This window comes from Salinispora oceanensis (genome assembly GCF_000383575.1).
In the GTDB taxonomy this organism is placed as follows: domain Bacteria; phylum Actinomycetota; class Actinomycetes; order Mycobacteriales; family Micromonosporaceae; genus Micromonospora; species Micromonospora oceanensis.
Genome location: NZ_KB911579.1, coordinates 1,066,107 through 1,088,779 on the forward strand (window position 1 = coordinate 1,066,107; position 22,673 = coordinate 1,088,779).

The 22,673-nt window shown below is 69.0% G+C and carries 17 protein-coding genes; 7 read left to right on the plus strand and 10 right to left on the minus strand.

Features of this window, described 5'->3' with window-relative positions; all coding sequences use genetic code 11:
* Window positions 1-90: 90 nt before the first annotated feature.
* The 3 genes from SALPAC4_RS0104745 to SALPAC4_RS0104755 all read right to left on the minus strand — a co-directional run bounded on the left by SALPAC4_RS0104745 (window position 91) and on the right by SALPAC4_RS0104755 (window position 4,597).
* A complete protein-coding gene (locus SALPAC4_RS0104745) occupies window positions 91-1,086 on the minus strand; it encodes a hypothetical protein (RefSeq protein WP_019869368.1) in 996 nt (331 codons plus the stop codon).
* 172 nt (window positions 1,087-1,258) lie between these two features.
* Window positions 1,259-2,152: a GNAT family N-acetyltransferase gene (locus SALPAC4_RS0104750; RefSeq protein WP_019869369.1), complete on the minus strand. Its 894-nt coding sequence runs from the start codon at window positions 2,150-2,152 to the stop codon at window positions 1,259-1,261.
* A gap of 108 nt (window positions 2,153-2,260) precedes the next feature.
* Window positions 2,261-4,597: an acylase gene (locus tag SALPAC4_RS0104755; RefSeq protein ID WP_019869370.1), complete on the minus strand. Its 2,337-nt coding sequence runs from the start codon at window positions 4,595-4,597 to the stop codon at window positions 2,261-2,263.
* 98 nt (window positions 4,598-4,695) lie between these two features.
* Between SALPAC4_RS0104755 and SALPAC4_RS0104760 the strand changes: the two genes are divergently transcribed.
* Window positions 4,696-5,340, plus strand: a complete 645-nt coding sequence (locus SALPAC4_RS0104760) for a GNAT family N-acetyltransferase (protein ID WP_019869371.1) — start codon at window positions 4,696-4,698, stop codon at window positions 5,338-5,340.
* A gap of 162 nt (window positions 5,341-5,502) precedes the next feature.
* Here the strand turns inward: SALPAC4_RS0104760 and SALPAC4_RS0104765 are convergent, their stop codons facing one another.
* Entirely contained in the window at window positions 5,503-6,321 is an 819-nt protein-coding gene (locus tag SALPAC4_RS0104765; RefSeq protein WP_019869372.1) for a S1 family peptidase, read from the minus strand.
* Window positions 6,322-7,021: 700 nt separating this feature from the next.
* Between SALPAC4_RS0104765 and SALPAC4_RS27695 the strand changes: the two genes are divergently transcribed.
* Window positions 7,022-8,389 (plus strand): hypothetical protein, encoded by a 1,368-nt coding sequence (locus SALPAC4_RS27695; RefSeq protein WP_162562127.1) that lies wholly within the window; start codon window positions 7,022-7,024, stop codon window positions 8,387-8,389.
* 1,201 nt (window positions 8,390-9,590) lie between these two features.
* Here the strand turns inward: SALPAC4_RS27695 and ychF are convergent.
* The 3 genes from ychF to SALPAC4_RS0104785 all read right to left on the minus strand — a co-directional run bounded on the left by ychF (window position 9,591) and on the right by SALPAC4_RS0104785 (window position 12,039).
* Complete coding sequence (gene ychF / locus SALPAC4_RS0104775; protein ID WP_027644404.1) at window positions 9,591-10,676, minus strand: redox-regulated ATPase YchF; 1,086 nt, start codon at window positions 10,674-10,676, stop codon at window positions 9,591-9,593.
* Window positions 10,677-10,776: 100 nt separating this feature from the next.
* The gene (locus tag SALPAC4_RS0104780; protein WP_188116843.1) at window positions 10,777-11,538 is read right to left on the minus strand and encodes a Type 1 glutamine amidotransferase-like domain-containing protein; all 762 of its coding nucleotides are present in this window, start codon (window positions 11,536-11,538) and stop codon (window positions 10,777-10,779) included.
* Window positions 11,539-11,559: 21 nt separating this feature from the next.
* Window positions 11,560-12,039 (minus strand): hypothetical protein, encoded by a 480-nt coding sequence (locus SALPAC4_RS0104785; protein ID WP_019869375.1) that lies wholly within the window; start codon window positions 12,037-12,039, stop codon window positions 11,560-11,562.
* Window positions 12,040-12,178: 139 nt separating this feature from the next.
* Between SALPAC4_RS0104785 and SALPAC4_RS0104790 the strand changes: the two genes are divergently transcribed.
* Genes SALPAC4_RS0104790 through SALPAC4_RS0104805 form a run of 4 tightly spaced genes read left to right on the plus strand, consistent with a single transcriptional unit; the run spans window position 12,179 to window position 17,885 of the window.
* Window positions 12,179-13,621 (plus strand): AlkA N-terminal domain-containing protein, encoded by a 1,443-nt coding sequence (locus tag SALPAC4_RS0104790; RefSeq protein ID WP_027644403.1) that lies wholly within the window; start codon window positions 12,179-12,181, stop codon window positions 13,619-13,621.
* Window positions 13,618-14,130 (plus strand): methylated-DNA--[protein]-cysteine S-methyltransferase, encoded by a 513-nt coding sequence (locus SALPAC4_RS0104795; protein WP_019869377.1) that lies wholly within the window; start codon window positions 13,618-13,620, stop codon window positions 14,128-14,130. Before SALPAC4_RS0104790 ends, SALPAC4_RS0104795 begins: the two co-directional genes overlap by 4 nt.
* A 36-nt stretch (window positions 14,131-14,166) precedes the next feature.
* Complete coding sequence (locus SALPAC4_RS0104800) at window positions 14,167-15,984, plus strand: ABC transporter ATP-binding protein (protein WP_019869378.1); 1,818 nt, start codon at window positions 14,167-14,169, stop codon at window positions 15,982-15,984.
* The gene (locus SALPAC4_RS0104805) at window positions 15,981-17,885 is read left to right on the plus strand and encodes an ABC transporter ATP-binding protein (protein ID WP_019869379.1); all 1,905 of its coding nucleotides are present in this window, start codon (window positions 15,981-15,983) and stop codon (window positions 17,883-17,885) included. Before SALPAC4_RS0104800 ends, SALPAC4_RS0104805 begins: the two co-directional genes overlap by 4 nt.
* Before the next feature lie 18 nt (window positions 17,886-17,903).
* Here SALPAC4_RS0104805 and SALPAC4_RS0104810 read toward each other — a convergent pair whose 3' ends face one another.
* Both SALPAC4_RS0104810 and SALPAC4_RS0104815 read right to left on the minus strand, forming a co-directional pair.
* Window positions 17,904-18,644: an ABC transporter ATP-binding protein gene (locus SALPAC4_RS0104810; protein WP_033664555.1), complete on the minus strand. Its 741-nt coding sequence runs from the start codon at window positions 18,642-18,644 to the stop codon at window positions 17,904-17,906.
* Between the two features lie 3 nt (window positions 18,645-18,647).
* Entirely contained in the window at window positions 18,648-21,341 is a 2,694-nt protein-coding gene (locus SALPAC4_RS0104815; RefSeq protein WP_019869381.1) for an ABC transporter permease, read from the minus strand.
* Between the two features lie 293 nt (window positions 21,342-21,634).
* Between SALPAC4_RS0104815 and SALPAC4_RS0104820 the strand changes: the two genes are divergently transcribed.
* Window positions 21,635-21,907 carry a LuxR C-terminal-related transcriptional regulator gene (locus SALPAC4_RS0104820; protein ID WP_027644402.1) on the plus strand — a complete coding sequence of 91 codons (273 nt, stop codon included), beginning with the start codon at window positions 21,635-21,637 and terminating at the stop codon, window positions 21,905-21,907.
* Between the two features lie 53 nt (window positions 21,908-21,960).
* On the opposite strand, the gene SALPAC4_RS0104825 is transcribed toward SALPAC4_RS0104820, so the two are convergent.
* Window positions 21,961-22,671: an ABC transporter permease gene (locus tag SALPAC4_RS0104825; protein WP_019869383.1), complete on the minus strand. Its 711-nt coding sequence runs from the start codon at window positions 22,669-22,671 to the stop codon at window positions 21,961-21,963.
* Between the last annotated feature and the right edge of the window lie 2 nt (window positions 22,672-22,673).

A 22,673-nucleotide genomic window follows, 5' to 3' on the forward strand; every position in this document is an offset into this window, starting at 1 on the left:
ACGTCTGCCCATGTATCTCGTTCCGCGCCCGGTGTGGTCAGGGTCCAGCGTCCCGCCGGGCACGTCATCGATCTAGTAGCTAAGTGTCCGCTAACCAGGTTTGCTGTCCGCTGGTAGTCGGCGTCCCGGGGCGTACTCCACGCACAGGTCACGCAAGGTCGCGGCCTCCGGTGCCCCCGACTGTTCCACCTTTGTCAACAGTTCCGCAGCTCGCCACCAGTTCGACGGCACCACCCGCCCGGACGCCACAGCCTGCACCCCCAGAGCGACCGCCTCGTCGGGCTGACCGGCGGCGACCAGGGCAAGGCCAAGATCGAGACGAGCTGACGCGGACCGGCGAGGCCGCGCTCCCCCAGTTCCGTGCGGGTCCAAATCAGCCAGCACCGCCCGCGCTACCTGCTCGGCACCGGGGTCCCCCGCCCACGCCAACGTCGTGGCCGTATAGGCGGCAGCCTTGGCCGGGTCGTAACGATAGTGGTGCTCGGCCCGCTCCGGAACGGGCAGATTCGCCGTCAACCGCTCCACCCGGTCCAACGCTCGACGGGTCGCACCGACCTCGCCCATCCGTGCCCACGCGCGCGCCTCCTGAGCGGTCGCCTGGATGCGAGCAGAGCTGCCCTTCGGGGCAACCCGCTGAGCTTGATTGGAAAGATCGAGCGCCCTCCGGTAGTCACCTTGAGTCAGCACGTCCCAGGCCCGGGTTTCCAGGCACCATGCCTGAATCTCACCGTGCTCGGCATGTTCGGCAAGGTCCCGCGCAGCTCGCAGGTGGGCAGCCGCAGCGACCCGCTGCCGAAGGTCAATGTGAACGGTCGCCCGCAGCACCGCCAACCAGGCACCAGCAACCAACAACCGCCGTTGTTGAGCAAGCGTGACCCGTCCATCCAGTAGCCGCCGCACAACGGCGAGGTGCCGCCGTACCAGCGGCAACAGGTCTACCGGAGCCAACGTCGGATAGGAACTGGCCAGGTCGTCAACGCCCTGCTCGATCCGGTCGAGCACCTCTCCACTCACATCACTGGCGGCGACTCTCGCCCGGAGCTCACGCAGTGCTACCCCGAAACGCGGATCGACGGACGAGGCCATAACGCCACTCCAAGCTCAACCGGCCCGGCGAACTCACCCAGCCGGCCATCACATTGACGGTACCGCCTACGTCGTGCATCGGTACCCCTCGACACGTCACCGGCCGCATCGATGCCACCCTTCACCCCGATGCTGTGCCCTACAGCTCCCCGCGGGCCGCACGCCGAGTGGGTCACCGAGGGCCGCGACGCAGATCAGTCACCTCGGCGGACGGAGTGAAGCCGGCCGAGGCGTAGGTGGCCATAGCACCGGCGTTGGAGCTCTGCACGCACACGCCCGCGCTGGAGGCACCCAGGTCGCGAAGGGTCGCGGCGGCGGCGAGCGTGACCGCGGTGCCGTAGCCACGGCCACGGTGACCATGGTGGACGCCGATCGGTTCCAGCAGTCCCGGCCGCCCGGGGCCGGCTGACCACACGGCCGCCACCGCCACGGCATCGTCGTTCTCGTCGAATAGGGCGAGGCTGCGTGCGTCACCGTAGAACGGGCCACCGGCCATCGTGAGCCAACGCCCGACCGTACGGCGTCGGTCGGCATCAGTGCGGACCGAGCCACGGAACGCGGACCAGTGGACGGCGACCCACAACTCGGCGCGATCGGGCTCGATCGTCTCGACGCGCAGACCGCGCTCCTCCACCGGATCCGAGAGGGTTCGATGGAACGTTGTCCACGGCTCGTCCCGTTCCCAACCCCGCTCCAGCAGCAGCTGGGTCAGGAGCTCCGCACCTCGGGCTTCAACGGTCACGCCGCCGTCGCCGGCCAGGACACCACCTGCCGGGTCGTCCAGATCGGCGGTGAGCCGGCGGGCCAGTGCCGCATCCTCGCGCCGGTGCGGAGCGACCGCCAGGCGCACCAGCCCCCGGCCGTCCAGCAGCCCGATCGCGAGAACCTCCCCGTCGCACGACCACATCCGAATCGCAGCGGCGGTAGCCTCGGCACCGTTTTGCGAGTGCCAGCCGAGATCGCCGGAGTGCAACTGCAGCGCCCCCTCGTCGAGCTGCCACCGCTTGAGCGCGTCGGCCGCTGATGACAGCTCGTCGACCTTCGGAGTGCTCAGAATGATGCTCATCGACGCATCGAATCCCACGGCGTGACCTGGCACCAGCGAATTTCGCCGGTAGCCGCGCGGTGGGGCCGGCGGCCGGTGGGGCTGGCCCCACCGGCCGGCGGACCGCGGTCAGTCGCGCCGCTCCCCCACCCGGTACGTGACCAGGTTCGGGTCGGCTTGGAGCTGGCGCTGCGTGAATTTGATGGTGTCCCAACCCTTCTCCGAGTACAGCCGGGTCTGATCGGCGTACCAGGGGGAGTTCGGGTTGGTCGACTGCGAGTAGGTGAGGATCTGCCGGCCCGACGGCCCGTCCCTACCCAGCTCGACGGCCATCAGGAACGAGGTGCCGTGGACAATCTTGGAATAGCCGACGCCGGGCTCAAACCCACTGTGGATCAGGTTGAAGACGCCAGCGACGTCATGTCCACCGTGGATAGGAATCTGTTCGGCACCCCGCGGCTCGGTCTGGATGTCACCGAGCCGGGCGTCGAGCGGGATGCCCTCCAGCTTCTGGACGGCGTTCGCGAGCGCGGTCCGCACCTCCGGGTCGTCGACGGCGAGCCGGCTCGGCGTGGTCAGCGGGGCGGTCGGGTCGAACGAGTCGGCGAAGCGCAGGCCCTTGGCCAGGGCGAACTCGGTGAACAGGTGGGCGCCTCGGCTGTCCAGATCGACCCGCAGATCCCACCCGCGCAGGGCGGCGCAGGCCGCGGTCAGGTCGACGGTGGTGCCGTCGGAGGTGGTCGCCGTCGGCTCCGCCTCGCAGCTCCGGACCAGGTCGTCGCGGACCAGTTCACCGCCGTAGGCCCGGTTGCCGAGCGTCACATCCCACAGGTTGCTGGTGGTGAAGCCCCTCCCGGGAAGTCCATCGGTGCCGGCGCGGCGCTGCTGCACCTGATGCACGCCGAGCCGGGTCCGCAGGCTGCGCTGGGTCTGCTCGTCGCCGACGATGCGCGGGTAGCCCTCCAGCGGATGCTCCGGATTGGCCAGCCAGTAGCTGTCGTTGGAGTTGGCCACGTAGTCACTGCGGACCAGGGTGGGCAGGTTGGCCGGGCCGAGGATGCCAGGCACCGCGGCGTCCGGATCCCGGCCCAACTCGCACGAGGAGCGGGACCCGTCGAGGACCGCCTCGCCCTCGCTCTCGTACAAGTCCTGGAAGGGGGCCGGAATGCAGGCGGCGGCCAGGGAGTCGGTCACCCGGGGCACGACCGAGTGGTCGGCGTAGAAGGCCTGGCCGCGACGGTCAACGGCGACGACGTTGACCCAGGGCAGGAACTGCCGCTCGTCCAACACCGTCCGCAGCTCGCCCACCGACCCGGCCTGCCCCATGGCCAGCCAGCCGTCGAGTGCGCGGTTGTTGGTGGCGTTGGCGTCCGTGATCGCGTACGCCGTGGTGGTGGTCCAGTCAAGCGCACCGGGCACCACGACGACCGGGCCGAAGTGGGTGTCGTAGAGGGTCCGGCTGACCGGCCCGTCGGGAGTCTGGACGGTGACCGTACGGGCGGTCATCTTCCGGGGCTCGCCGTCGTAGCGGTAGCTGGTCGGGTCACCGGGCACCAGCTCCAGCCGGTGCCAGACGTATCTCTTCGCGGTGGAGACGGTGTGGCTCCACGCGACCTGGCCATTGTGGCCGATCTGGATGGTTGGCCCACCGACCAGTGCCGCGCCCTCGACGTCGTAGCGGCCGGGCACCTTTAGATGCATCCGGTAGAAGCGGTCGGCGCCGTCCCAGGGAAAGTGCGGGTTGGCCAGCAGCATGCCGGCGCCGCTGGTGGTGGCGTCCCGCCCCAAGCCGTACGCGTTGCTGCCCAACCCGGTCGGCGTACCGTCCGAGCCGGTGGCCGCTGCCGTCTGCGGAGCGCTCGCCGACACGCTGTTCCCGCTGGCGGTGGGGGGCGCAGCGGCGACGATACCGCCGGCGAGCCGGCCAGAGCTGACCAAGACCACGTCGGCCCACTGCGCCCGCCACATGTCCAGTTCGCTGATCGGGCGTACCCACTCCTGCCCGGCACAGGCCGGGTCGGTGATCGCCTTCCCGTCCCGGAGGTACGCGTTGTAGCCGGCGGCGAAGCCACGGATCTGATCGCGCACCTGGGTGGAGGGGGCGCGGACGCCGTCGTGGGGACCATCGAGCAACTTCTCGGCGGCCTGGTCGTCGATGGCCTTCTGATGGAAGAGGTCGCTGCTGACGTTGTTGGTGTCCGCGCCGAACCAGCGGGACCGTTCGGCGCGAACCGTCACCATCCGCTCGGCGATCAGGCAGATGTTGTCCTCGGCTTGCACGTAGCCGGCACCGAAGCCGAGGCTGGCGAAGTCACGGGCGGTGATGTGCGGCACGCCGTACGACGCGCGCTGGATCAGGGCCGAGTAGCCATCGCCGTATGCGACAGCGGTGCTGCCGGTAGCGGTGAGGCCGGCGGCGGCCAGTCCGACGACGGTGGCCGCGGCGGCGAGCCGGCGCCGGCTCATCGGTGGGCTCTATTCATGGTGCGTCCCCCTCGTGCTGATGTGTCCATGCTCGACGGACGCTAGCGGTGGAGAACTGCCCCAGACATCAGTAGTTGACCATGAACTTTGTCAGGGTTCACCCCGAGGGGCCGCTCGACGATGATGACCAGATGGACGACCTCAGCATCCGCGATCGGGTCCCGGCCGACCTGCACCACTGCATCTCTGTCCTCGCGGAGGTGCACCGGTGGGACCGCTACCCGCTGAACTGGCCCGCCGACCCGTACGAGTGGCTCTCCCCTGACAACGCCCGCCACGCCTGGATCGCCGAACGAGGAAACACCGTCGTCGGCCACATCGCCCTCCACCACCCCGCCGCCGCGACCGATCCCGCCTCCCCGACCAGTTCTGCCTCTGCGACCAGCTCTGCCTCCACGACCAGCCCTATCCGCTCAACCGGCCCTGTCGCCGCGACCGTGGTCGAGGTCAGCCGCCTGTTCGTCGCGCCGGTCGCCCGCCGCCTCAACGCCGCGACCAGGCTCCTGCACCACGCCCGCCAGTGGGCCGCCGAGCACCAACTCGACCTCACGCTGGAGATCGTCGACGAACCCCGGTCAGCCGCCGCCATCGCCCTGTACGAGCGCACCGGCTGGCGGCACACCCACACCGCCACCGCCGACTGGACCAGCCCGGGCGGCCGACCCGTACGACTACGCCGCTACAGCTTCCGCGAGCAGGGCGTGCAGACGTCGCAGCAGAGCTGACGGGGTGACCGGCCCTGATCGAAAGTTGCGCTGCTCGTCGGGGTGCAGGGAAGAAATATCTTCACTTCTGGACTTTCACCCGCCGGGTGCGCGACGTGTGCCGCACATCCGGCGAGCGATATTCGCCGACTCACCTTGTGAGCGGCCAGCCTTGGGCACTTGTCACTGGGAAACGGGGTACGCGCTCTTGCTGCCGCTCTGGCCGGTGGTTTGGTGAATCCAGTCGGCGATATGGTCGACCCGAGCGGTGGTCTCCTCCTGGGAGTGGGGGCACGGCGGTCCGTCGGATTCCACGGACACCAGCGTCTGGGTGCCGTCCGGGTTTTCGGTGAAGTAGGGCGCACCGGAGTCGTACAGGCAGGCGCTCGTGTTGGCGGCTGGGGCATAGCCGACCATCATGGCTGAGGTACCGGCGACGCGGTTCAGCATGAACTGGCCGGTCTGCAGATGGGTGGCGGGTGTGGGGTTGTTGGAACTGGTAGCTCCCCAGCCAGTCATACGCACGATGGCTCCGGTCTCCGGTTTCGTGGTGGCAACCGACAGTGGAGCGATATCGGTAATCGGAGTGGCCAGCTTGGCTACTGCTACGTCAAGACGAGTTGCCTGCTGCACCTCCACGACGTCAATGACGTGACCTGTCGTGGCGTCCAGGTTAGCCCGGCCGACGGTCGCGGTGGTCGCGTAGGGAACTGGTCCGCTGACCGGATTCCCCCACACGTCGTGGAAGCAGTGCCCTGCAGTGATTATCCATTGGGGGGCGATGAGAGCGGCGGAGCACGCGCTGTCGTACGTGGTTCCGTCGGGCCGCGGAATCTCGGTCATCGTGAGTTTTGTGGCGAAGGTGTAGTCACCTTCGGTGACCGGGATTCCGTTGGCGATCGCATGGGCGCTGCCGGGTGCGGCAAGCACGGCCGACACCCCGAGGGCCGCGGCGGCCGCGACCGCCGCGATGCGCGGCGCAATAGCGGGTAAACGAGTCATTTGGGGAGGCTAGCATCGTCAGTATCGCCGGGATACTCCGCTGGAGTACGAAGTGTACCGAAGTCAATAGCTGCGCGACGATGCGAACTGTATGCGGCACCCGAGACGGTCCCGATGTAAGGATCGGTCTACAGTGACCCGAGCTCGTTCGACCTCGGAGCTGTCTCGGCACCACGAAAACCTAGTCGAGCTCGGGTAGTGCGGCGACCCCCACTCCGCTCACATGCAATCGATGCCATACCCGTCAGCTGGCGCGAATGGAGTGCAAGGCCGCCATGCCATGTCGTAACAGCAGGTCACTGCGGCTGGAAAGCCTAATCCGGGTGGCAACTCGAGGATTAGAAGTGGTCCTTACATCGTCTCCATCGCCCCGTTCCGGGCCGACCCACCTCGCAACGCCGCAACCAGTCAGAAAGTCCTGCTCAACCAGCAACTGACGGACGAGAGGCACGACTGGCACACCGAATCCAGATGAGACGGAAATATCCTGACCCGTCAGCACTTTGGTACGGTGCTAGCCAAGATCGACGCTCCCGCCGGGCTGCAGCCGCCGGGGCGACTGTGTTCCCACTATCGAGATGGAGCGCCCCTGGGTAGGCGGTGAGGCAAAACTGCCTCCGCTCAACGACTGGGCAACCGTTTCCTACGACGGCCGGGTTAGCCGTGGACACGAAACCTGGGTACAGAAGGACAGCGGATAGTGAATGATCCTTTGAATAATCGAGGGTGGGGATGGCGCGGGTCGCGCCGCGGCCGCAGCGCCCGCCGCGCCGTGATCGCCGCGCTTCTCGTAACGATGTTCGGATTGACCGTCACTGCACGCCCCATACTTGAATCGGAACCTGAGCGAGTTGGGGGGAACTCGCCTTCGTGGACATCTTCGGATGAATATTGCGACATTTGGCCAGCTCGTGAAGGTTGCTCCGCGATCTTTGTCGGCAATGAGACCTGGCGATATTCGCTACTTCGAAGTCGCGAGGAGACGGCCAAAACCGTCCTCGTAGATCTCGGCGGCCCCGGGATATCCGTGCTGTCCGGAGCTATGGGACTTAAATCTTTCGCGGCAAACTTCAGCGAACTCAGCTCCCGATACAATCTGCTCTTCATCGAGGAGCCATGGGTTACACAGGCACCTCCTGCGGGTTGCGAGGATGCACTCGTCGCGCACTTCGATCACCTACGCGACCAAGTTGTTTCATTCGGTGGTGACGCCCCAGACGTAGCGGAGAAATGCCAGTTAGCATGGCCGCCGGGCCAGCAACCCGACCAGCCAGTTGCGCATCGAGGCTGGGGATTCGACCCCGAACACTACTCCCGGTTTGTGACGGCAATCAGCCAGCTGGAACGCCTCGATCTCAAGGGATTCGTCGGCCACTCCTGGGGCTCGATGAGGCTTGCATACCTGCTCCAAGGAGCGTCGAGAAATGAATTCACCCTGGACTGGAGTGTTCTTGTTCGGCCGTTTCCTGTAGGAGTTGAGGCTAATGTCCTCATCTCTGAACAAGCTACGGTTTTGGAACGAAACTTCGATGCCATTAAGGCGATGTCTCCCGTGACGGTCAATTCCCGCTCGCTGCCGGTAACATATTTTGACCAACTGTCCGCATTGGTTGAGCTGGGATACTCCGACGACGGATACGCCAAGGAAAACTCTCAGGCTATTGTTCAAGGGAAGGGCATTTCCGAGATCGGCACTCTTGCCGACGAATATTGGCAGCGATCTAGTCGGGACTCATTCTCGATGGGCCGGCTCGCAGAATGGCAAGAAGTGTGTTCGACAACTCGGTCGCCAGATGGTAGCAACAAGAAGATCGGTGATGTTGCTGATCTGCTCGCCTCGCGATTCGCAGCTTGCGAACGGATACCGCTGCACACGGGAATCGAGGCCCAAACCGCCGGTAAAGCCTGTGTTGTGGCCGCGCCGAACGACTCCGTCACGCCCCACTCGCTGATTAGGGGAACTTATCATGCGGCCTCTCCGGAAGCCACGTGGGTCGAGTCGGCGGAGCGACAGCACGGCTCGTTTGACGGATTAGACGAGTGTCTAGAGGCCGTTCTTCAGCCATAGCTAATATGCCGGTCAAGCTGTCGATCAGCGGCTGCCGGCGGTCCGCTTCCGCTTCCGCCGGACGAGGCAGCCTGGGATGGCTGAAGGTCCCAGGCTTCTTTCGTGCCGGGCGGGAGATCGGTGCTGGTGCGGTGGTCCTGGATGAAGGCTCCCCGATCGTGATCGCCCACAGCGACAGCGAAGGCGCCGCACCCACCTACAAGCACGCCTACGGCTTCCATCCGGTCCTGGTGGCCTTCGACAACACCGCAGGTCCCCACCCAGCACCCCCGGCACCTGCTCAACGGGCATCTTCGGGGATGACTGGTCGATCTGACAGAAAATGCTGGGGCAACTCGACAGCCTCCACCTCAGAGCACTTTGCGCTTCCGAGTTGTTGCGGTGAAGCGGACCGCCGAGCGACAGGGCGGCCCAGCCACAGGGTCAGACGCCGACCGCAGCCGCTGTACGTAACGGCGGGCCGGAGACCTCAGCGAGAGGGGGTGGAGCTACCAGCGATACTAGCCGTGTGACCCTGCTGGAGATACGCATCGCGCTTCATATCCTCGCGACTTTAATCTTAAATGGGGCCACAATTGCGTTTTGGGTGGTTGAGGTTGGCTGGACAACCATCAGTATTCCCGTGATGGGAGTCGTGACAGCGATACAACTCAATGAGATGATGCCGCGGAGAGACCGGAGCAGCCCTACGGTCCTCTCCCGCTTGCGTAGAAAACTTGAGACCGGAGTTGGCCCAGAAAAGGGGGCGTCGCCGCTAGGACGAGGCCAACCCCAGACCATAACAGCGACCGGCGAGGCATTATCGGTGGTGGACAAGGATGCCGAGATCGCCCGACTACGACGTGAGGTTGGTGAGTTGCGACAGGACAAGGAGACGCTGCGTAAGGCAGTCAACCATTTCGCAAGGGAAATACGTCGGTGACACCGATCTGGTCATCGGTACCCGCAAAAGGCGCAGCCGCTCCTTCGAGACCGCTGCCTCAGACCGGCGAGGCCGCTTCGGTGTGAGTGAAATTCACCGCCAGGTACTTCCGTGAGGCGGACCTCTGGAAGCACTGACGGACCCGGACAGAGGTTCGGACGCTGACGGGAACTCCTGCGTACTGGACTGCACGCCGGCTGGCCGCGGCCCCGTGCATGTGCCCCGGCCCCGTCCCGGAGCGCCGGCTCCAACCGCCTGAGCTGCGGGAACAGGCCGGCTTCAGACGTTGAAGCGGAACTCCACCACGTCGCCGTCCTGCATGATGTAGTCCTTGCCCTCGATGCGGACCTTGCCCACCGCCTTCGCGGCGCTCATCGACCCGGCCTCGAGTAGGTCGTCGTAGGAGACGACCTCCGCCTTGATGAAGCCGCGCTGGAAGTCGGTGTGGATGACCCCGGCGGCCTCCGGTGCGCTCGCCCCGACCGGCACGGTCCAGGCCCGCGCCTCCTTGGGGCCGGCGGTCAGGTACGTCTGGAGCCCCAGCGTGCGGAAGCCGACCCGGACGAGCTGGTCCAGCCCGGGCTCGGCCTGCCCGATCGACTCCAGTAGCTCGCGGGCCTCCTCCTCGGGCAGGTCCACCAGCTCCGATTCGATCTTCGCGTCCATGAAGACGGCCTCGGCGGGGGCGACCAGGGCCCGCAGCTCGTCGAGGAACTCGGCGTTGGCCAGTTCGGCCTCGTCGACGTTGAAGACGTACAGGAAAGGCTTGGTGGTCAGCAGGTGCAGCTCGCGCAGGTGTTCCAGCGCGACACCGGCGGCAGCCGCGCCCGCGTACAGGGTGGTGCCGTTGTCGAGCACCTCCACGGCGGCCTTGGCGGCGGTCACCGCAGCGGCCCGGTCCTTGCGGAGCTTGGCCTCCTTCTCCAGCCGGGGAATCGCCCGCTCCAGCGTCTGCAGGTCGGCGAGGATCAGCTCCGTGTTGATCGTCTCGATGTCGTCCGCCGGGGCGATCTTGCCGTCGACGTGCACGACGTTCGGGTCGGAGAAGGCGCGGACGACCTGGCAGATCGCGGCGGCGTCCCGGATGTTGGCGAGGAACGCGTTGCCCCGCCCCTGGCCCTTCGAGGCGCCCCGGACCAGCCCGGCGATGTCGACGAACGACACCGGCGCGGGGATCACCTTCTGCGAGTCGAAGATCTCGGCGAGCTTGCTCAGCCGCTCGTCCGGCAGGCCGACCACACCGACGTTGGGCTCGATGGTGGCGAAGGGGTAGTTCGCCGCGAGTACGTCATTCTTGGTCAGCGCGTTGAAGAGGGTGCTCTTGCCGACGTTGGGCAGGCCGACGATGCCGATGGTGAGACTCACGACGAGCCAGCTTACGCCGCCACCACCCAGCACCCGGCACCCGGCACCCGGCACCCGGCACCCGGCACCCGGCACCCGGCAGATGATTCCTGTCGCCGGCTCAGTCCAGCAGGCGAGGGCCGATGGGTGCCTCCCGGATACTGCCGTCCGGAGCACGACTGACCTCGTACGCCGAGACACCCGGCCGGTCCGCGACCGCCTCGACCAGCCGCTCGCCCCGGTAGAGCAGACCGACGCCGTCGTCGGTGCACTGGCTGGTGGGCAGGGTGCCGTTGCCGACCAGCCGGTGCATCAACGGGCGCCGCTGGTCTTCACTGTCGTAGTGCACCCCGTTGCCGTACGGCAGCCAGCCCAGCCCGTCGGTGAAGCCCCGCAGGGTGGTCCCGAAGCTGTCGGTGGCGCCGCCGGAGTGCCAGCAGATCGAGCCGGCGGACACCCCGCCGAGCACGACCCCGGCCTCCCAGCACTCCCGCAGGATCTCGCCGAGGCCGTGCACCCGCCACACCGCCAGCAGGTTGGCCACGCTGCCGCCGCCAACCCAGATCACGTCCTGCGCCCGCAGGTGGGCCCGCACGTCCTCAACGTTCGGCATCGGGAACAGGGCTAGGTGGGACATTCGGAACCGGCTGCCGGCGAACCCCTCGTAAACCCGGGTCAGTGTGGCCGGCTGGTCCCCCTGGGCCTGGTCGAGGAAGCAGATCCGTGGCTCCGCCGCGCGGGCCAGGTCGGCGGCCAGGTCGAAGACCGGGTTGAGCTGCCGGGGCTGGCCGGCGCGTCCCGGCGCGAAGATGCCCATGCTGGTGGCGAGGATGGTGGGTTCGGTGGCGGCCACGGTCGTCCTTTCCGTCGGTGCGTCGCCCATCCTGCCCGAGCGCGGCCTCAGTCAGTCCCGGGGGCGGGCCTGGCGGGGAATGACTGGCTGGATCCGCGGCGCTTCCGGGGGCAGTTCGGCGGCGGCGGCGAGCGGCAGGGTGAAGCGTGCGTCGGCCGCTGGCCCGACCGCGTGCGACTCGCGGAGCATCCAGCGAACCTCGTCGGCGGTCCACCCCAGCCCCGGCCGGGCAGCGATCTCGCCGAGCAGCCGCAGCGCCGCCCGGGTGTCATCGTCGTAAAAGCGCACGCACCAGTGGTGCACCCACATCCCGAGGGCACGGAGCCGGTCGTCGTCCAGTGAGCGGACAAGCCGTCCGCTGGCGGTCTCCTCGAACGCCCGCTCCGGGTTCCCGGCCCGGTCCCGGTCCAGCGCTCCGACCGCCGCCGGGGCGACCGCCCGCATCCGGGTGAAGAAGCCCTGCGTGACCGCCGGATCCAGCGGCGGGTGCCCGTCCCGTGTCGGCGCCTGCCCGCCCGCCCCGCTCGCCATCGCCGCACCCTTCTCCCGTGATCTGGTGTGCGAGACGGTACCGACCAGGACCGACCGTTCCTGCCCCGGGCACCCCCGCGGTACGCCGACGTCCGTTTCCCGCCAGCCGACCGGCTCCGGACGGAGGCATCATCGGTGCGTGGACCTGGACTTTGAGCGGTGCTATCGAGCCGTTGACAGCCGTGACCAGCGGTTTGACGGCTGGTTTTACACCGGCGTGCTCTCCACCGGCATCTACTGTCGGCCATCCTGTCCGGCGACCACCCCGAAGCGAAGAAATGTACGGTTTTTCCCATCTGCTGCCGCGGCGCAGGGGGCCGGGCTGCGGGCCTGCCGTCGATGCCGGCCGGATGCGACCCCCGGTTCACCCCAGTGGGATCTCCGGGCAGATCTGGTGAGTCGGGCGATGCGGCTGATCGCCGACGGCGTGGTCGACCGCGACGGGGTGCCCGGCCTGGCGGCGCGGCTCGGCTACACCGAGCGGCACCTGCACCGGCTGCTCCGCACCGAGCTGGGCGCCGGCCCGCTCGCGCTGGCCCGAGCGCAACGGGCGCAGACCGCGCGGACCCTGATCGAATCCACCGACCTCGGGCTGGCGGAGATCGCGTTCGCCGCCGGGTTCGGCAGCGTACGGCAGTTCAACGACACCCTCCGCGAGGTGTACGCGGTCCCGCCGTCCGAGCTGCGGGCCACCCGGCGTCGTCGAATGACACCCGCGGGACCCGGCACGTTCACGGTTCGGCTGGCCTACCGCCCCCCACTGCACGTCGGGGCGCTGCTGGACTTCCTCGCCCCGCGGACGCTACCGGGGGTGGACGAGGTACGCGCCGGCACCTACCACCGGGGCCTGCGGCTGCCCCACGGCACCGGCACGGCGGCGCTGACCCCGACGGAGCGGCACGTGGCGGCGACGCTGCGTCTGACCGACCTGCGGGACCTGGCGCCGGCGGTAGCCCGGTGCCGCCGGCTGCTCGACCTTGATGCCGACCCCGCCGCGGTGGACGCCGCCCTGGCCACCGATCCCGCCCTGGCCCCGATGGTCGCGGCGGAACCCGGGGTCCGGGTGCCCCGCACGGTCGACGGTTTCGAGGTGGCGGTCCGCGCGGTGATCGGCCAGCAGGTCTCGGTGGCCGCTGCCCGCACCACGCTCACCCGGCTCCTGAGCCAGCTCCCCACCCCGGTGCCGGAGGCGGGAGGCGGGGGGTTGCCCGGGTTCCCCGCCGCCGACGAGGTACTTGCCGCGCCGGATTCGGCTTTCCGGATGCCGGCCGCCCGCCGGGAGACCCTGCGTCGGCTCGCGGCGGCGGTGGCCGCCGGGGAGGTCGACCTGGAGCCGGGTGGGGACCGGCAGGAGACCCGGCAACGGCTGCTGGCCCTCCCCGGGATCGGCGTGTGGACCGCGGACTATGTGGCGCTCCGCGCGCTCGGCGACCCGGATGTCCTGCTCCCCACCGATGTGGCGGTTCGCCGGGGCGCCGCCGCCCTCGGCCTCGCCACCAGCCCGGACACCTTGCACTCGTACGCCGACCGCTGGCGCCCCTGGCGCTCGTACGCGATGAGCCGACTCTGGAGAGCAGCATGAACACGATTGACGCCACCGTCGCCGACACCCCGGCCGGCCCGCTCGGCATCCTCGCCGGACCGGACGGGGCGGTCCGAGCCGCCGGCTTCACCACCGACCTGCCCGCCCTGCTCGCCTTGGTCCACCCACGCCTGCGCGCCCCGTTGCGCCAACGACGTGACCTCGGCCCGGTCACCGCCGCCGTCACGGCGTACCTGGATGGGGAGCTGACCGCGGTGGACGGGGTTCCGGTCGAGCAGGACACCGGCGGCGCGTTCCTGGCCCACGCCTGGGACGTGCTGCGGGACCTGAAGCCGGGCGGTCCGGTCACCTACACGGAGCTCGCCGGGCTGGCCGGTCGCCCGGCAGCGGTCCGGGCCGCCGCGGCGGCCTGCGCCCGGAACGCCGCCGCACTCTTCGTCCCCTGTCACCGGGTGCTGCGCACCGACGGAACGCTCGGTGGCTACCGCTGGGGGCTGGAGGTGAAGCAGTGGCTGCTGAATCATGAGCGCCAGTTGACAACAAGCTGACACCGGTGACGGTCCTAAAAGACGTAACGTCGGGTAGTGTCCGCGGAGGTTGACGGCGATCCGGCCCCCACCACGGGCCGACATCCGCTCGACAGTCTCTGGCGGCTTCGGCACTACCTGCGCCCATACGCGCCAGAATTCGCCTGGCTCTTTCTCGCCGGTCTGGCCGCCATGGCGGCGGGGATCGCCGTACCGCTGGTGGCCCAGCGGGTGGTGGACGGCCCGGTCGCCGAGCGTGATCCCGCCGGGCTGTTCCGCCTCGCCGGCCTGGCGCTGCTCTTCGGGCTCGCCGAAGCAGTGCTTATCTTCATTCGCCGCTGGGTGCAGTCCTCCTCCTCGCTGGGGATCGAGACGACCATCCGGGCCGACATCTACGCCCACCTGCAACGGTTGCCGGCCAGCTTCCACGACCGGTGGCAGTCCGGTCAGCTCCTCTCCCGGATCACCACCGACCTTTCGGCGATCCGTCGGTTCCTCTCCTTCGGCCTGCTCTTCCTCGCCCTGAACCTGGTCACGTACACCGTGGTGGTGGCGCTGCTGATCCGGCTGCACCCCGTGCTGGGCCTGGCCGTGGCGGTCAGCGCCATCCCGCTGTTCCTCCTGGCGCGACGGTTCGCCCGCGCCTACCACGCCGCCTCCCGGCGGATGCAGGACCAGCAGGGCGACCTGGCCACGCTGGTCGAGGAGACCGCGCAGGGGCTACGCACGGCGAAGGCGTACGGGCGCGGGCCGGAGCTGGCCGCCCGATTCGCCGTCAGCTCCCGCGCGCTACACGACACCGCGGTCGGCAAGGGACGGCTGCTCGCCGACACCTCCGCCCGGCTTGACCTGGTACCAAACCTGACCCTGGGCGTCGTCCTCGTCGCCGGCGCGGGCGCCGCCGCGGCCGGCACGCTCACCATCGGCGAGCTGGTGGCCTTCGTCAGCCTCCAGCTCCTGCTGATCTGGCCGGTACAGGGCCTGGGGTGGATCATCGCGGGCGGGCAGGAGGCCGCGACCGCTGCCGACCGAATCCAGGAGGTGTTGGACACCCCGCCCGCGATCCTGGACGCTCCCGACGCCGCCACCCCACCCCGCGCCCAGATCCTCGGTCGGTTGCGGTTCTCGGGTGTCTCGTTCCGGTACCCGGGTGCCCACGAACCCGTGCTGCGCGACGTTGACCTCACCCTCGAGCCGGGCGAGACGGTGGCGCTGGTCGGCGCGACCGGCTCTGGCAAGAGCACCCTGCTGTCGCTGGTGCCCCGGCTGCACGATGTGACCGGCGGCCACATCACCATCGACGGGTACGACGTTCGGCACCTGCGGTTGGCGACGCTACGCCGGCTGGTCGGGGTGGCCTTTGAGGAGCCGACGCTCTTCTCCATGTCGGTGTGGGAGAACGTGACCCTGGGCCGGCCCGACGCCGGTGACGAGGAGGTCCGCGCCGCGCTCGCGCTGGCGCAGGCCACCTTCGCCTACGACCTGCCGTGGGGGTTGGCGACCCGGGTCGGCGAGCAGGGCCTGTCCCTCTCCGGTGGGCAGCGGCAACGACTCGCGCTCGCCCGGACGGTACTCAGCCGCCCCGCCCTGCTCCTGCTCGACGACCCCCTCTCCGCCCTTGACGTGCACACCGAGGCGCTGGTCGAGACGGCGCTGCGCCGGGCCCTACCCGACACGACCACGCTGGTCGTGGTGCACCGACCGGCCACGATCGCGCTCGCCGACCGGGTCGCCCTGCTGGAAGCCGGCCGGATCACCGCGCTGGGCCGGCACGCCGACCTGCTCGCCACCGTGCCCGCGTACCGTGCCCTGCTCTCGGCCGAGCCAGGGCCACCGGCGGGCGATCCGGCCCCCAACGGTCTGGTGCGCTCGTGACCGACGGCGACGATCCGGGCGCTGACCCGCCGTCGGCCGTCCCCGGGCCGCGAGCGCGTCCGGCCCAGGAGAACTGGCGCGGCATCGCGGTCGACCCGGACGCCGACCGCAGCCGGGCCGAGGACACGGACCCGGCGGCGGTGGCCCGGCTGCGCGGCCGCAGCCGGGCGCTGCTGCGCAACCTGCTCCACCCGCACCGCCGTCAGCTCGCCGTCGCCGTCGCGCTGCTGCTCATCCAGAACATGGCGGGCATGGCCGGACCGTATCTGGTGATGCTCGGCATCGACCGGGCCATTCCGCCGCTGCGGGCCGGTGACACCGGGCCGTTGACGTATATCGCGGCCGCGTTCGTCGTCGCCACGGTCGCCGAGTACACCGCCCGCCGCGGCTTCCTCGTCCGCTCCGCCCAGATCGGTCAGGCTGTGCTCCTCGACCTCCGACGGCGGGTGTACGGGCACTTCCTGCGCCTGTCGGTGACCTTTCACGAGCGGTACACCTCCGGGCGGGTGGTCTCTCGACTCACCAGCGACCTGGACTCCATCGGCGAGTTGGTCGGCGGTGGCATCGACAGCCTGGTCCTCGCCGCCCTGTCGATCCTGTCGGTGGCCGCGATCCTGCTCTGGCTGGACCTTCCGCTGGCCGCCGTGACGCTGCTGGCGTTCCCGTTCCTGTTCTGGCTGTCCCGCTGGTTCGCCCGCACCTCGGCCGTGGCGTATCGGTGGACCCGGGACACCGTTGCCCTGCTTATCGTGCACACCGTCGAGTCGCTGCGGGGGATCCGGGCGGTGCAGGCGTTCCGCCGCGAGCCGCGCAACCAACGGATCTTCACCCGGGTCAACGACGACTACCGGCGGGCCAGCCTGCACGCGTTTCAGCTGATCGCGACCTACTCGCCCGGGGTCAAGCTGATCGGCAACGTCACCATCGCGGCGGTGCTTTGCTACGGCGGGTGGCGCGTTCTCAACGGTCAGGCCGAGGTCGGGGTGCTCGCCGCCTTCCTGCTCTACCTGCGTCGGTTCTTTGAGCCGATGCAGGAGCTGAGCCAGTTCTACAACTCGCTGCAGTCGGCCACCGCGGCGCTGGAGAAGCTCGCCGGGGTGCTGGACGAGCGGCCGGAGGTGCCGGAGCCGGCCCGCCCGGTGCCGCTGCCGGCCGCCGAGGCCGGGCGCGGCGCGGTGACCTTCCACTCGGTCTCCTTCGGGTACTACCCGCAGTCCCCGATCCTGCGCGGGCTGGATCTGGACGTCCCGGCCGGACAGACCGTCGCGCTGATCGGGCCGACCGGCGCCGGCAAGTCGACCATCGCCAAGCTGCTCGCCCGTTTCCACGACCCGGACACGGGCAGCGTCTCGGTGGGTGGCGTGAACCTGCGGGACCTCGCCGACGCCGACCTACGGCAGGCGCTCGTCCTGGTCACGCAGGAAACCCACCTCTTCGGCGGTACGGTCGCGGAGAACATCCGCTTCGGCCGGCCGACCGCGGACGACGCCGCGGTGGCGGCGGCGGCGAAGGCGATCGGCGCCGACGAGTTCATCACCGCGCTGCCCGACGGGTACGCCACCCAGGTTCACCGCCGCGGCAGCCGGCTCTCGGCCGGTCAGCGGCAGCTCGTCGCGTTCGCTCGGGTGTTCCTGGCCGACCCGGCGGTGCTGATCCTCGACGAGGCGACCTCGTCCCTTGACGTCCCGACCGAACGCGCGGTCCAGCGGGCCCTGGCCACCATTCTGCGGGACCGTACGGCGCTGGTGATCGCGCACCGACTCTCCACCGTCGAGATCGCCGACCGGGTGGTGGTGCTGGAGTCGGGGCGGATCGTCGAGGACGGTCCACCGGGGCAGTTGGTCCACAGCGACGGGCGGTACGCCGCACTGCACCGCCAGTGGCTGGACTCCCTGAGCTGAGCGAGAGAAGTAGGTCAGTCAGGCGACACCGGGCCCGACGGCGCTGACCACCTTGCCGTCCCGGACTTGAACGATCTGGTCCGAGCGGTCCGCCAGCCCCTCGTCGTGCGTCGCGATCATGATTGTGGTCTTCGCCGTGGTGCGGAGGTTGAACAGCAGATCGATGATCTGGGCCCCGGTCTGCGAGTCGAGGTTTCCGGTCGGCTCGTCCGCCAGCAGTAGGCTCGGTCGCTGAATCAGCGCACGGGCGATCGCCACGCGCTGCTGCTGCCCCCCGGAAAGCTTCGACGGCAGCGCATCCTCGCGCCCGGCGAGCCCGACCTCAGCCAGGAGTTCGCGGGCACGTTCCTTCTTGTCGAAGGCGACCTTCAGCGGGAGCACCGGTGCCATGACGTTGTCCAGGGCGGTGAGGGTCGGCAGCAGGTGGAAACGTTGGAATACGAAGCCGATGGTGCGTCGGTAGACAGCCAGCTCCCGACCCCGCAGCGACGTCACCTCACGACCGTCCACCATGATCGTGCCGCTGTCGGCGCTGTCCAGCGCCCCGATGAGGTGCAGGAGGGTGGACTTGCCCGAGCCGGACGGCCCCGTCACCGCAACGAGCTTCCCACGCTCGACGGCCAGGCTGATCCGATCGCACGCACTGATCGGATGCGCGGCACCGGTTTCGTACACCTTGGTCAGGTCGGTCACGCGCACCATCACGTCGTCGTCCGACGTCCCGGGGCTGGCCTCGGTTTCAGCTGACACTGTCGTCATCCCTCAATCATCCTCGGCGAGCAGGCGAACGGTGTTCTGCCGGCGCTGGGCGATAATCGGCGCGACGAGGGCGAGGGCGGCGACCGCCGCTCCGGCCACCGCGGTCACTCCCCCCAGGACCAGCAGCGCGTTCAGCGAGTCAGCGGACCCGCTGAGCCCCAGCGCTGCCGCCACGCCCATACCGGCTCCGACCAGAGATCCGAGCAGGCCGATGGCGACCCCCTCCACCGTGATGAGGGCGGCGATACTCGCCTCTGTCCACCCGGTGGCGCGTAGCGTCGCGAACTCCGCCGCCCGCTCGCGTACGTTGAGATAGAGCACGTCCGCCACGCAGATCACCGCCAGGACCAACATCGCGATGACCGCCGCGTAGTCGGCCTCGCGCACCTGGACGGAGACCACGTCTCCGAGCAGGCTGCCGACCAGCCTCCCCTCGAACTGGGTGGTGATCGCCACGAGCAGCGTCAGGGCGCTGGTGCCCAGCGCCAGTGCCGCCCCGCCGAGCAGACTCCGGGAGCTGCGACGCCGCAGGTTGGCCAGCCCCAGACCGACGACTCGGAACCGGAGGGAGGTACGGCGCCCCGTCGCGACCGCGGGCCGGACGGCGGCCATGGGCACCACCCGGGAGGCGGACCAGGCCGGGATCAGGCCCGCACCGGCGGAGATCACAATTGCTGCGGGGATCGCCAACAGGCAGCGCTGCCAGCTCAACGTCAGCCCCAGGGCACCAGCCGTCGTCCAGGCGACCCCGGCACCGACGAGGCCCGCGATCACCGCCAACAGCATCAACTCGCCGAGCACCAGGGCGAACCGGGCCCGCCGAGACCAGCCCACACAGGCCAGGATTCCAAGCTCGGTGCGACGGGTCCGCACCGCGGCTGCCGAGGCGTTGCCGATGAAGAGGGCGCAGACGACCAGCACCAGCACGAACAACAGGAGACTCTTGCGGTCGACGGCCTCGGTGATGACGGCGGCGACGCCCTTCTTGGTCCACAGTTCGGTCAGGCTGAGTGCCGGACGGCCCAGCTCGCCTTCGGGCAGGCTGATGGCCTGCGGCGACCGCGACGCCCCCAGCATGATGTCCACCTCGAGCCCGGTCCGCTCGTTGATCTCCTCGGCGACCAGCCGGACCCGTTCCCGGGACGCGTCGTCGAAACCCGCCACCCCATCGACCCGCACTCGCACCGCGGAGATCGGCGCGCTGGCCGAGGCGTCCTTGCGGTAGTAGCCGTTGTTGAAGGCGGGCAGCGCGTCGAGCGTGGTGAGCAGCGTCGGCGGCTGTTGCAGGTAGCCGACGGGTGACGCGTTCGGACGCAGGTCAGCGCCGTTGAGCAGGTCGCAGGAGCGCTGGTCGGCGCAGCTCAGTCGGGCTGGGGTGAACGCGGCGACCGACTCGGCGGCGAGCTCGGAGAACTCGTTCAGCGCCGCCCGGTCGAAGGCCCCGACCGACTGCAGCTGCACCCGATAGGTGGGATCGCAGTCAGGGTCGGGCTCATCGGGGCACGATTGGGTGTCCGGCGAATTTCCGTGGATCGACAGCTCCCGGAACGGGGTGTCCGCTGTCTCGGGGGCAATCTGCACGACGGGGCGTTCTTCTCCCCACTGAGCTGGTGGAACCGTGGTGGGCTGCGGGACGAGGGTGTCACCAACCGGCTCCTGGTCAACCGGGCCGGGCCGCCAGTAGGTGTCCAGTGAGCGATGCCCCTGATCCCCGCTGAACTGTTGACTCACCCGCTGGTAGGCGTCCTCAGCCGTCACGCTGCCGGACCAGACCTGTTCGCCGGCCACCGTCTCCAGCGAGCGGGCGAAATCGCTGCCGACGCTTCCCACGCTTCGCTCGGCGGCCTCGGCGGGCAGGGCCTCGACGACCACCTCAAGTGTGGCGTCGGTCGTCGGCTCGGCACTGTGCAGGACCGGCACCACGCGAAGGGTTGGGTCGACCGACTCCTCAGCCCAGGTCTGGGGAAGGTAGCTCCCGGAGACCACGCTCCCGTCCAACCCGATCAGTTCCGCCTCAGCCGCCGGGTCCACCGCCGCGATGAGGTAGGGAGCGGGCCAGGGAATGGTTGCCGTTCCCGGGTCGGTGACGGCACCACTCCAAGACCGGCTCAGGGAGTAGCAATCCAGGACCGGATCCGAATCTCCGGTGGGCTCAGGCGGGGCGTCGGCAACCTCACGACACACCGGCACCTGCTGACCGTTCGCGATCTCCTGGTACGGGTCGTGGGGGGTCTTCTCCAGGTCAATCTGGATCTCGTTCGGAGTGAAGTAGGAGTAGCGATTCGGCAACTCGATCCGGGTCAGCCCGCCGTCGACAAGCCGGGTCGACCTGATGCGAAACAACGACCGGCGATCACTTGGCACGGAGCTACCGAGCTCCACCGGAGCCCCACCACCTCGGCTGCCGAAGCCCACCATCGCGATCGGCGCCGCGATATCGACTCCCGACACGGACCGAATCTGCGTCACCTGGTCGAGCGTGATGCCGCCGAAGTGATCAGAGAGGAAGTTGGGCCGTACCAGACCCTTGGCACCTTCCAGCTCGAGGCGGGACTGCGGAGGGCGCACCAGGACGTCATAGGCCGACCGAGAATTCGCCCCTACCGTACCGACGACCTCCAGCCGCGATGCCTCCGAGGCCGCGGTAAGGACAGTGAAGCTGGAGACGGCCACCGCGATTCCGGCCAACAGGGCCAACGCCCGGCCAGGGCGCCGCTTGAGCTGCGAATGGATCAAAGCCCACACTGATGCGCCCCCGCCTCGATAGCCCCCGCCGCACCGAGGTGCGCGCTTGCCGCCAACCGCTGGCCAGCAGTATCGGAGACTAGCTATGGGCCGGCTGACCGATCAAGGCCTGCTCCGCCCATTTGACCGGATCCGGTCACCGGCCAGACCTGTTGACAGGCAGGGTAAGGGCCTCGATGATGGTTCGACCCCTTGGGCTACCTCTGGGCAACCAAGGGCCGCGCCACGGGGGAAGGGCCGGAACCATGTCGAAGACAGATGTCAGCCCAACGTTGCTTCAGATCGCCATCCTGAGGTCCAAGGCCTCCGGTAAGGATGACGCCGCCGCCGCGCGGGAGCTCCACATCAGCGAACGCACGCTACGCCGGCACCTCGACCAGCTGACCCGGACGCTCGGAGTCGCGGGGCGGCTGGCCCTCGGCATCGAGGTCGGCCAACGCGGCTGGCTCAGCGGCGAGCGAATCGGCGCGCAGCACCACATCGCCTGCGGCTGCCAGCCTTTGGACGATTCACCCTGACCCCGCACCGTCCGGAGTAAACCCGCGATCCACTGGTAGGCCGTTGACCTGCCTCAGCTGGTTTCGCCGGCCACACTGAACGACCGGAGTCGATCGACTGCCAGGGCGGTGAAACCAACCGCGATCAGCGTGCTCATCACCGCCGCGACCGGCACCGAGACATCGGTGGCGAGCAGCTCGGTCGGGGCGAACCGGTCGGCGAGCGCGATCACGTACTGCTGGATGGAGAGCACCTTCGTACCGCTGACGAAGTTGCCCAGCAGCCCCTCCCAGATCAGCACGTAAACCAGCCCGAGTAGCACCGGACGCCGCGTGACCAGGCTGAGCGCGAGGAAGAGCGCGCAGTAGGCCAGCGCGCCGATGGAGGCGGCGGCGGCGAGTGCCAGACCGACCCGGACGGAGCTGGCGAGCACACCGGCCACATAGAGCGGCACGGCGACGGTGACCGCGGTGACCCCGGCCGCCACCGCCAGCTTCGGCAGCACGATCTGCCAGCGCGGCAACGGCTTGGTGAGGATGTGCACCACGGTGCCGTCATCGATCTCCGCACCGAGCACGCCGGTCCCGACGATCAACGCGATTACCGGCAGCACCACGGCCAACCCGAGGCCGACCAGCACTGACGGCCCCCACTCGCTGGGGTCCACCCCCAGCACGCGGGAGAGCACCGCGAGCAGAACCAGCAGCACCGGGAGCGGGAACAGCAGCAGGAAGCGACGCCGCCCCAACAGCCCCCGGGCGGTGATCCAGGAAACAGTCGACATGG

Coding starts and splice junctions, on each gene's coding strand:
- SALPAC4_RS0104760 (WP_019869371.1), top strand. CDS start 4,696: ATGAACTTTGTCAGGGTTCACCCCGAGGGGCCGCTCGACGATGATGAC.
- SALPAC4_RS0104785 (WP_019869375.1), bottom strand. CDS start 12,039: ATGGCGAGCGGGGCGGGCGGGCAGGCGCCGACACGGGACGGGCACCCG.
- SALPAC4_RS0104795 (WP_019869377.1), top strand. CDS start 13,618: ATGAACACGATTGACGCCACCGTCGCCGACACCCCGGCCGGCCCGCTC.
- SALPAC4_RS0104745 (WP_019869368.1), bottom strand. CDS start 1,086: ATGGCCTCGTCCGTCGATCCGCGTTTCGGGGTAGCACTGCGTGAGCTC.
- SALPAC4_RS0104820 (WP_027644402.1), top strand. CDS start 21,635: ATGTCGAAGACAGATGTCAGCCCAACGTTGCTTCAGATCGCCATCCTG.
- SALPAC4_RS0104810 (WP_033664555.1), bottom strand. CDS start 18,644: ATGACGACAGTGTCAGCTGAAACCGAGGCCAGCCCCGGGACGTCGGAC.
- SALPAC4_RS0104825 (WP_019869383.1), bottom strand. CDS start 22,671: ATGTCGACTGTTTCCTGGATCACCGCCCGGGGGCTGTTGGGGCGGCGT.
- SALPAC4_RS0104750 (WP_019869369.1), bottom strand. CDS start 2,152: ATGAGCATCATTCTGAGCACTCCGAAGGTCGACGAGCTGTCATCAGCG.
- SALPAC4_RS0104755 (WP_019869370.1), bottom strand. CDS start 4,597: ATGAGCCGGCGCCGGCTCGCCGCCGCGGCCACCGTCGTCGGACTGGCC.
- SALPAC4_RS0104765 (WP_019869372.1), bottom strand. CDS start 6,321: ATGACTCGTTTACCCGCTATTGCGCCGCGCATCGCGGCGGTCGCGGCC.
- SALPAC4_RS0104780 (WP_188116843.1), bottom strand. CDS start 11,538: ATGGGCGACGCACCGACGGAAAGGACGACCGTGGCCGCCACCGAACCC.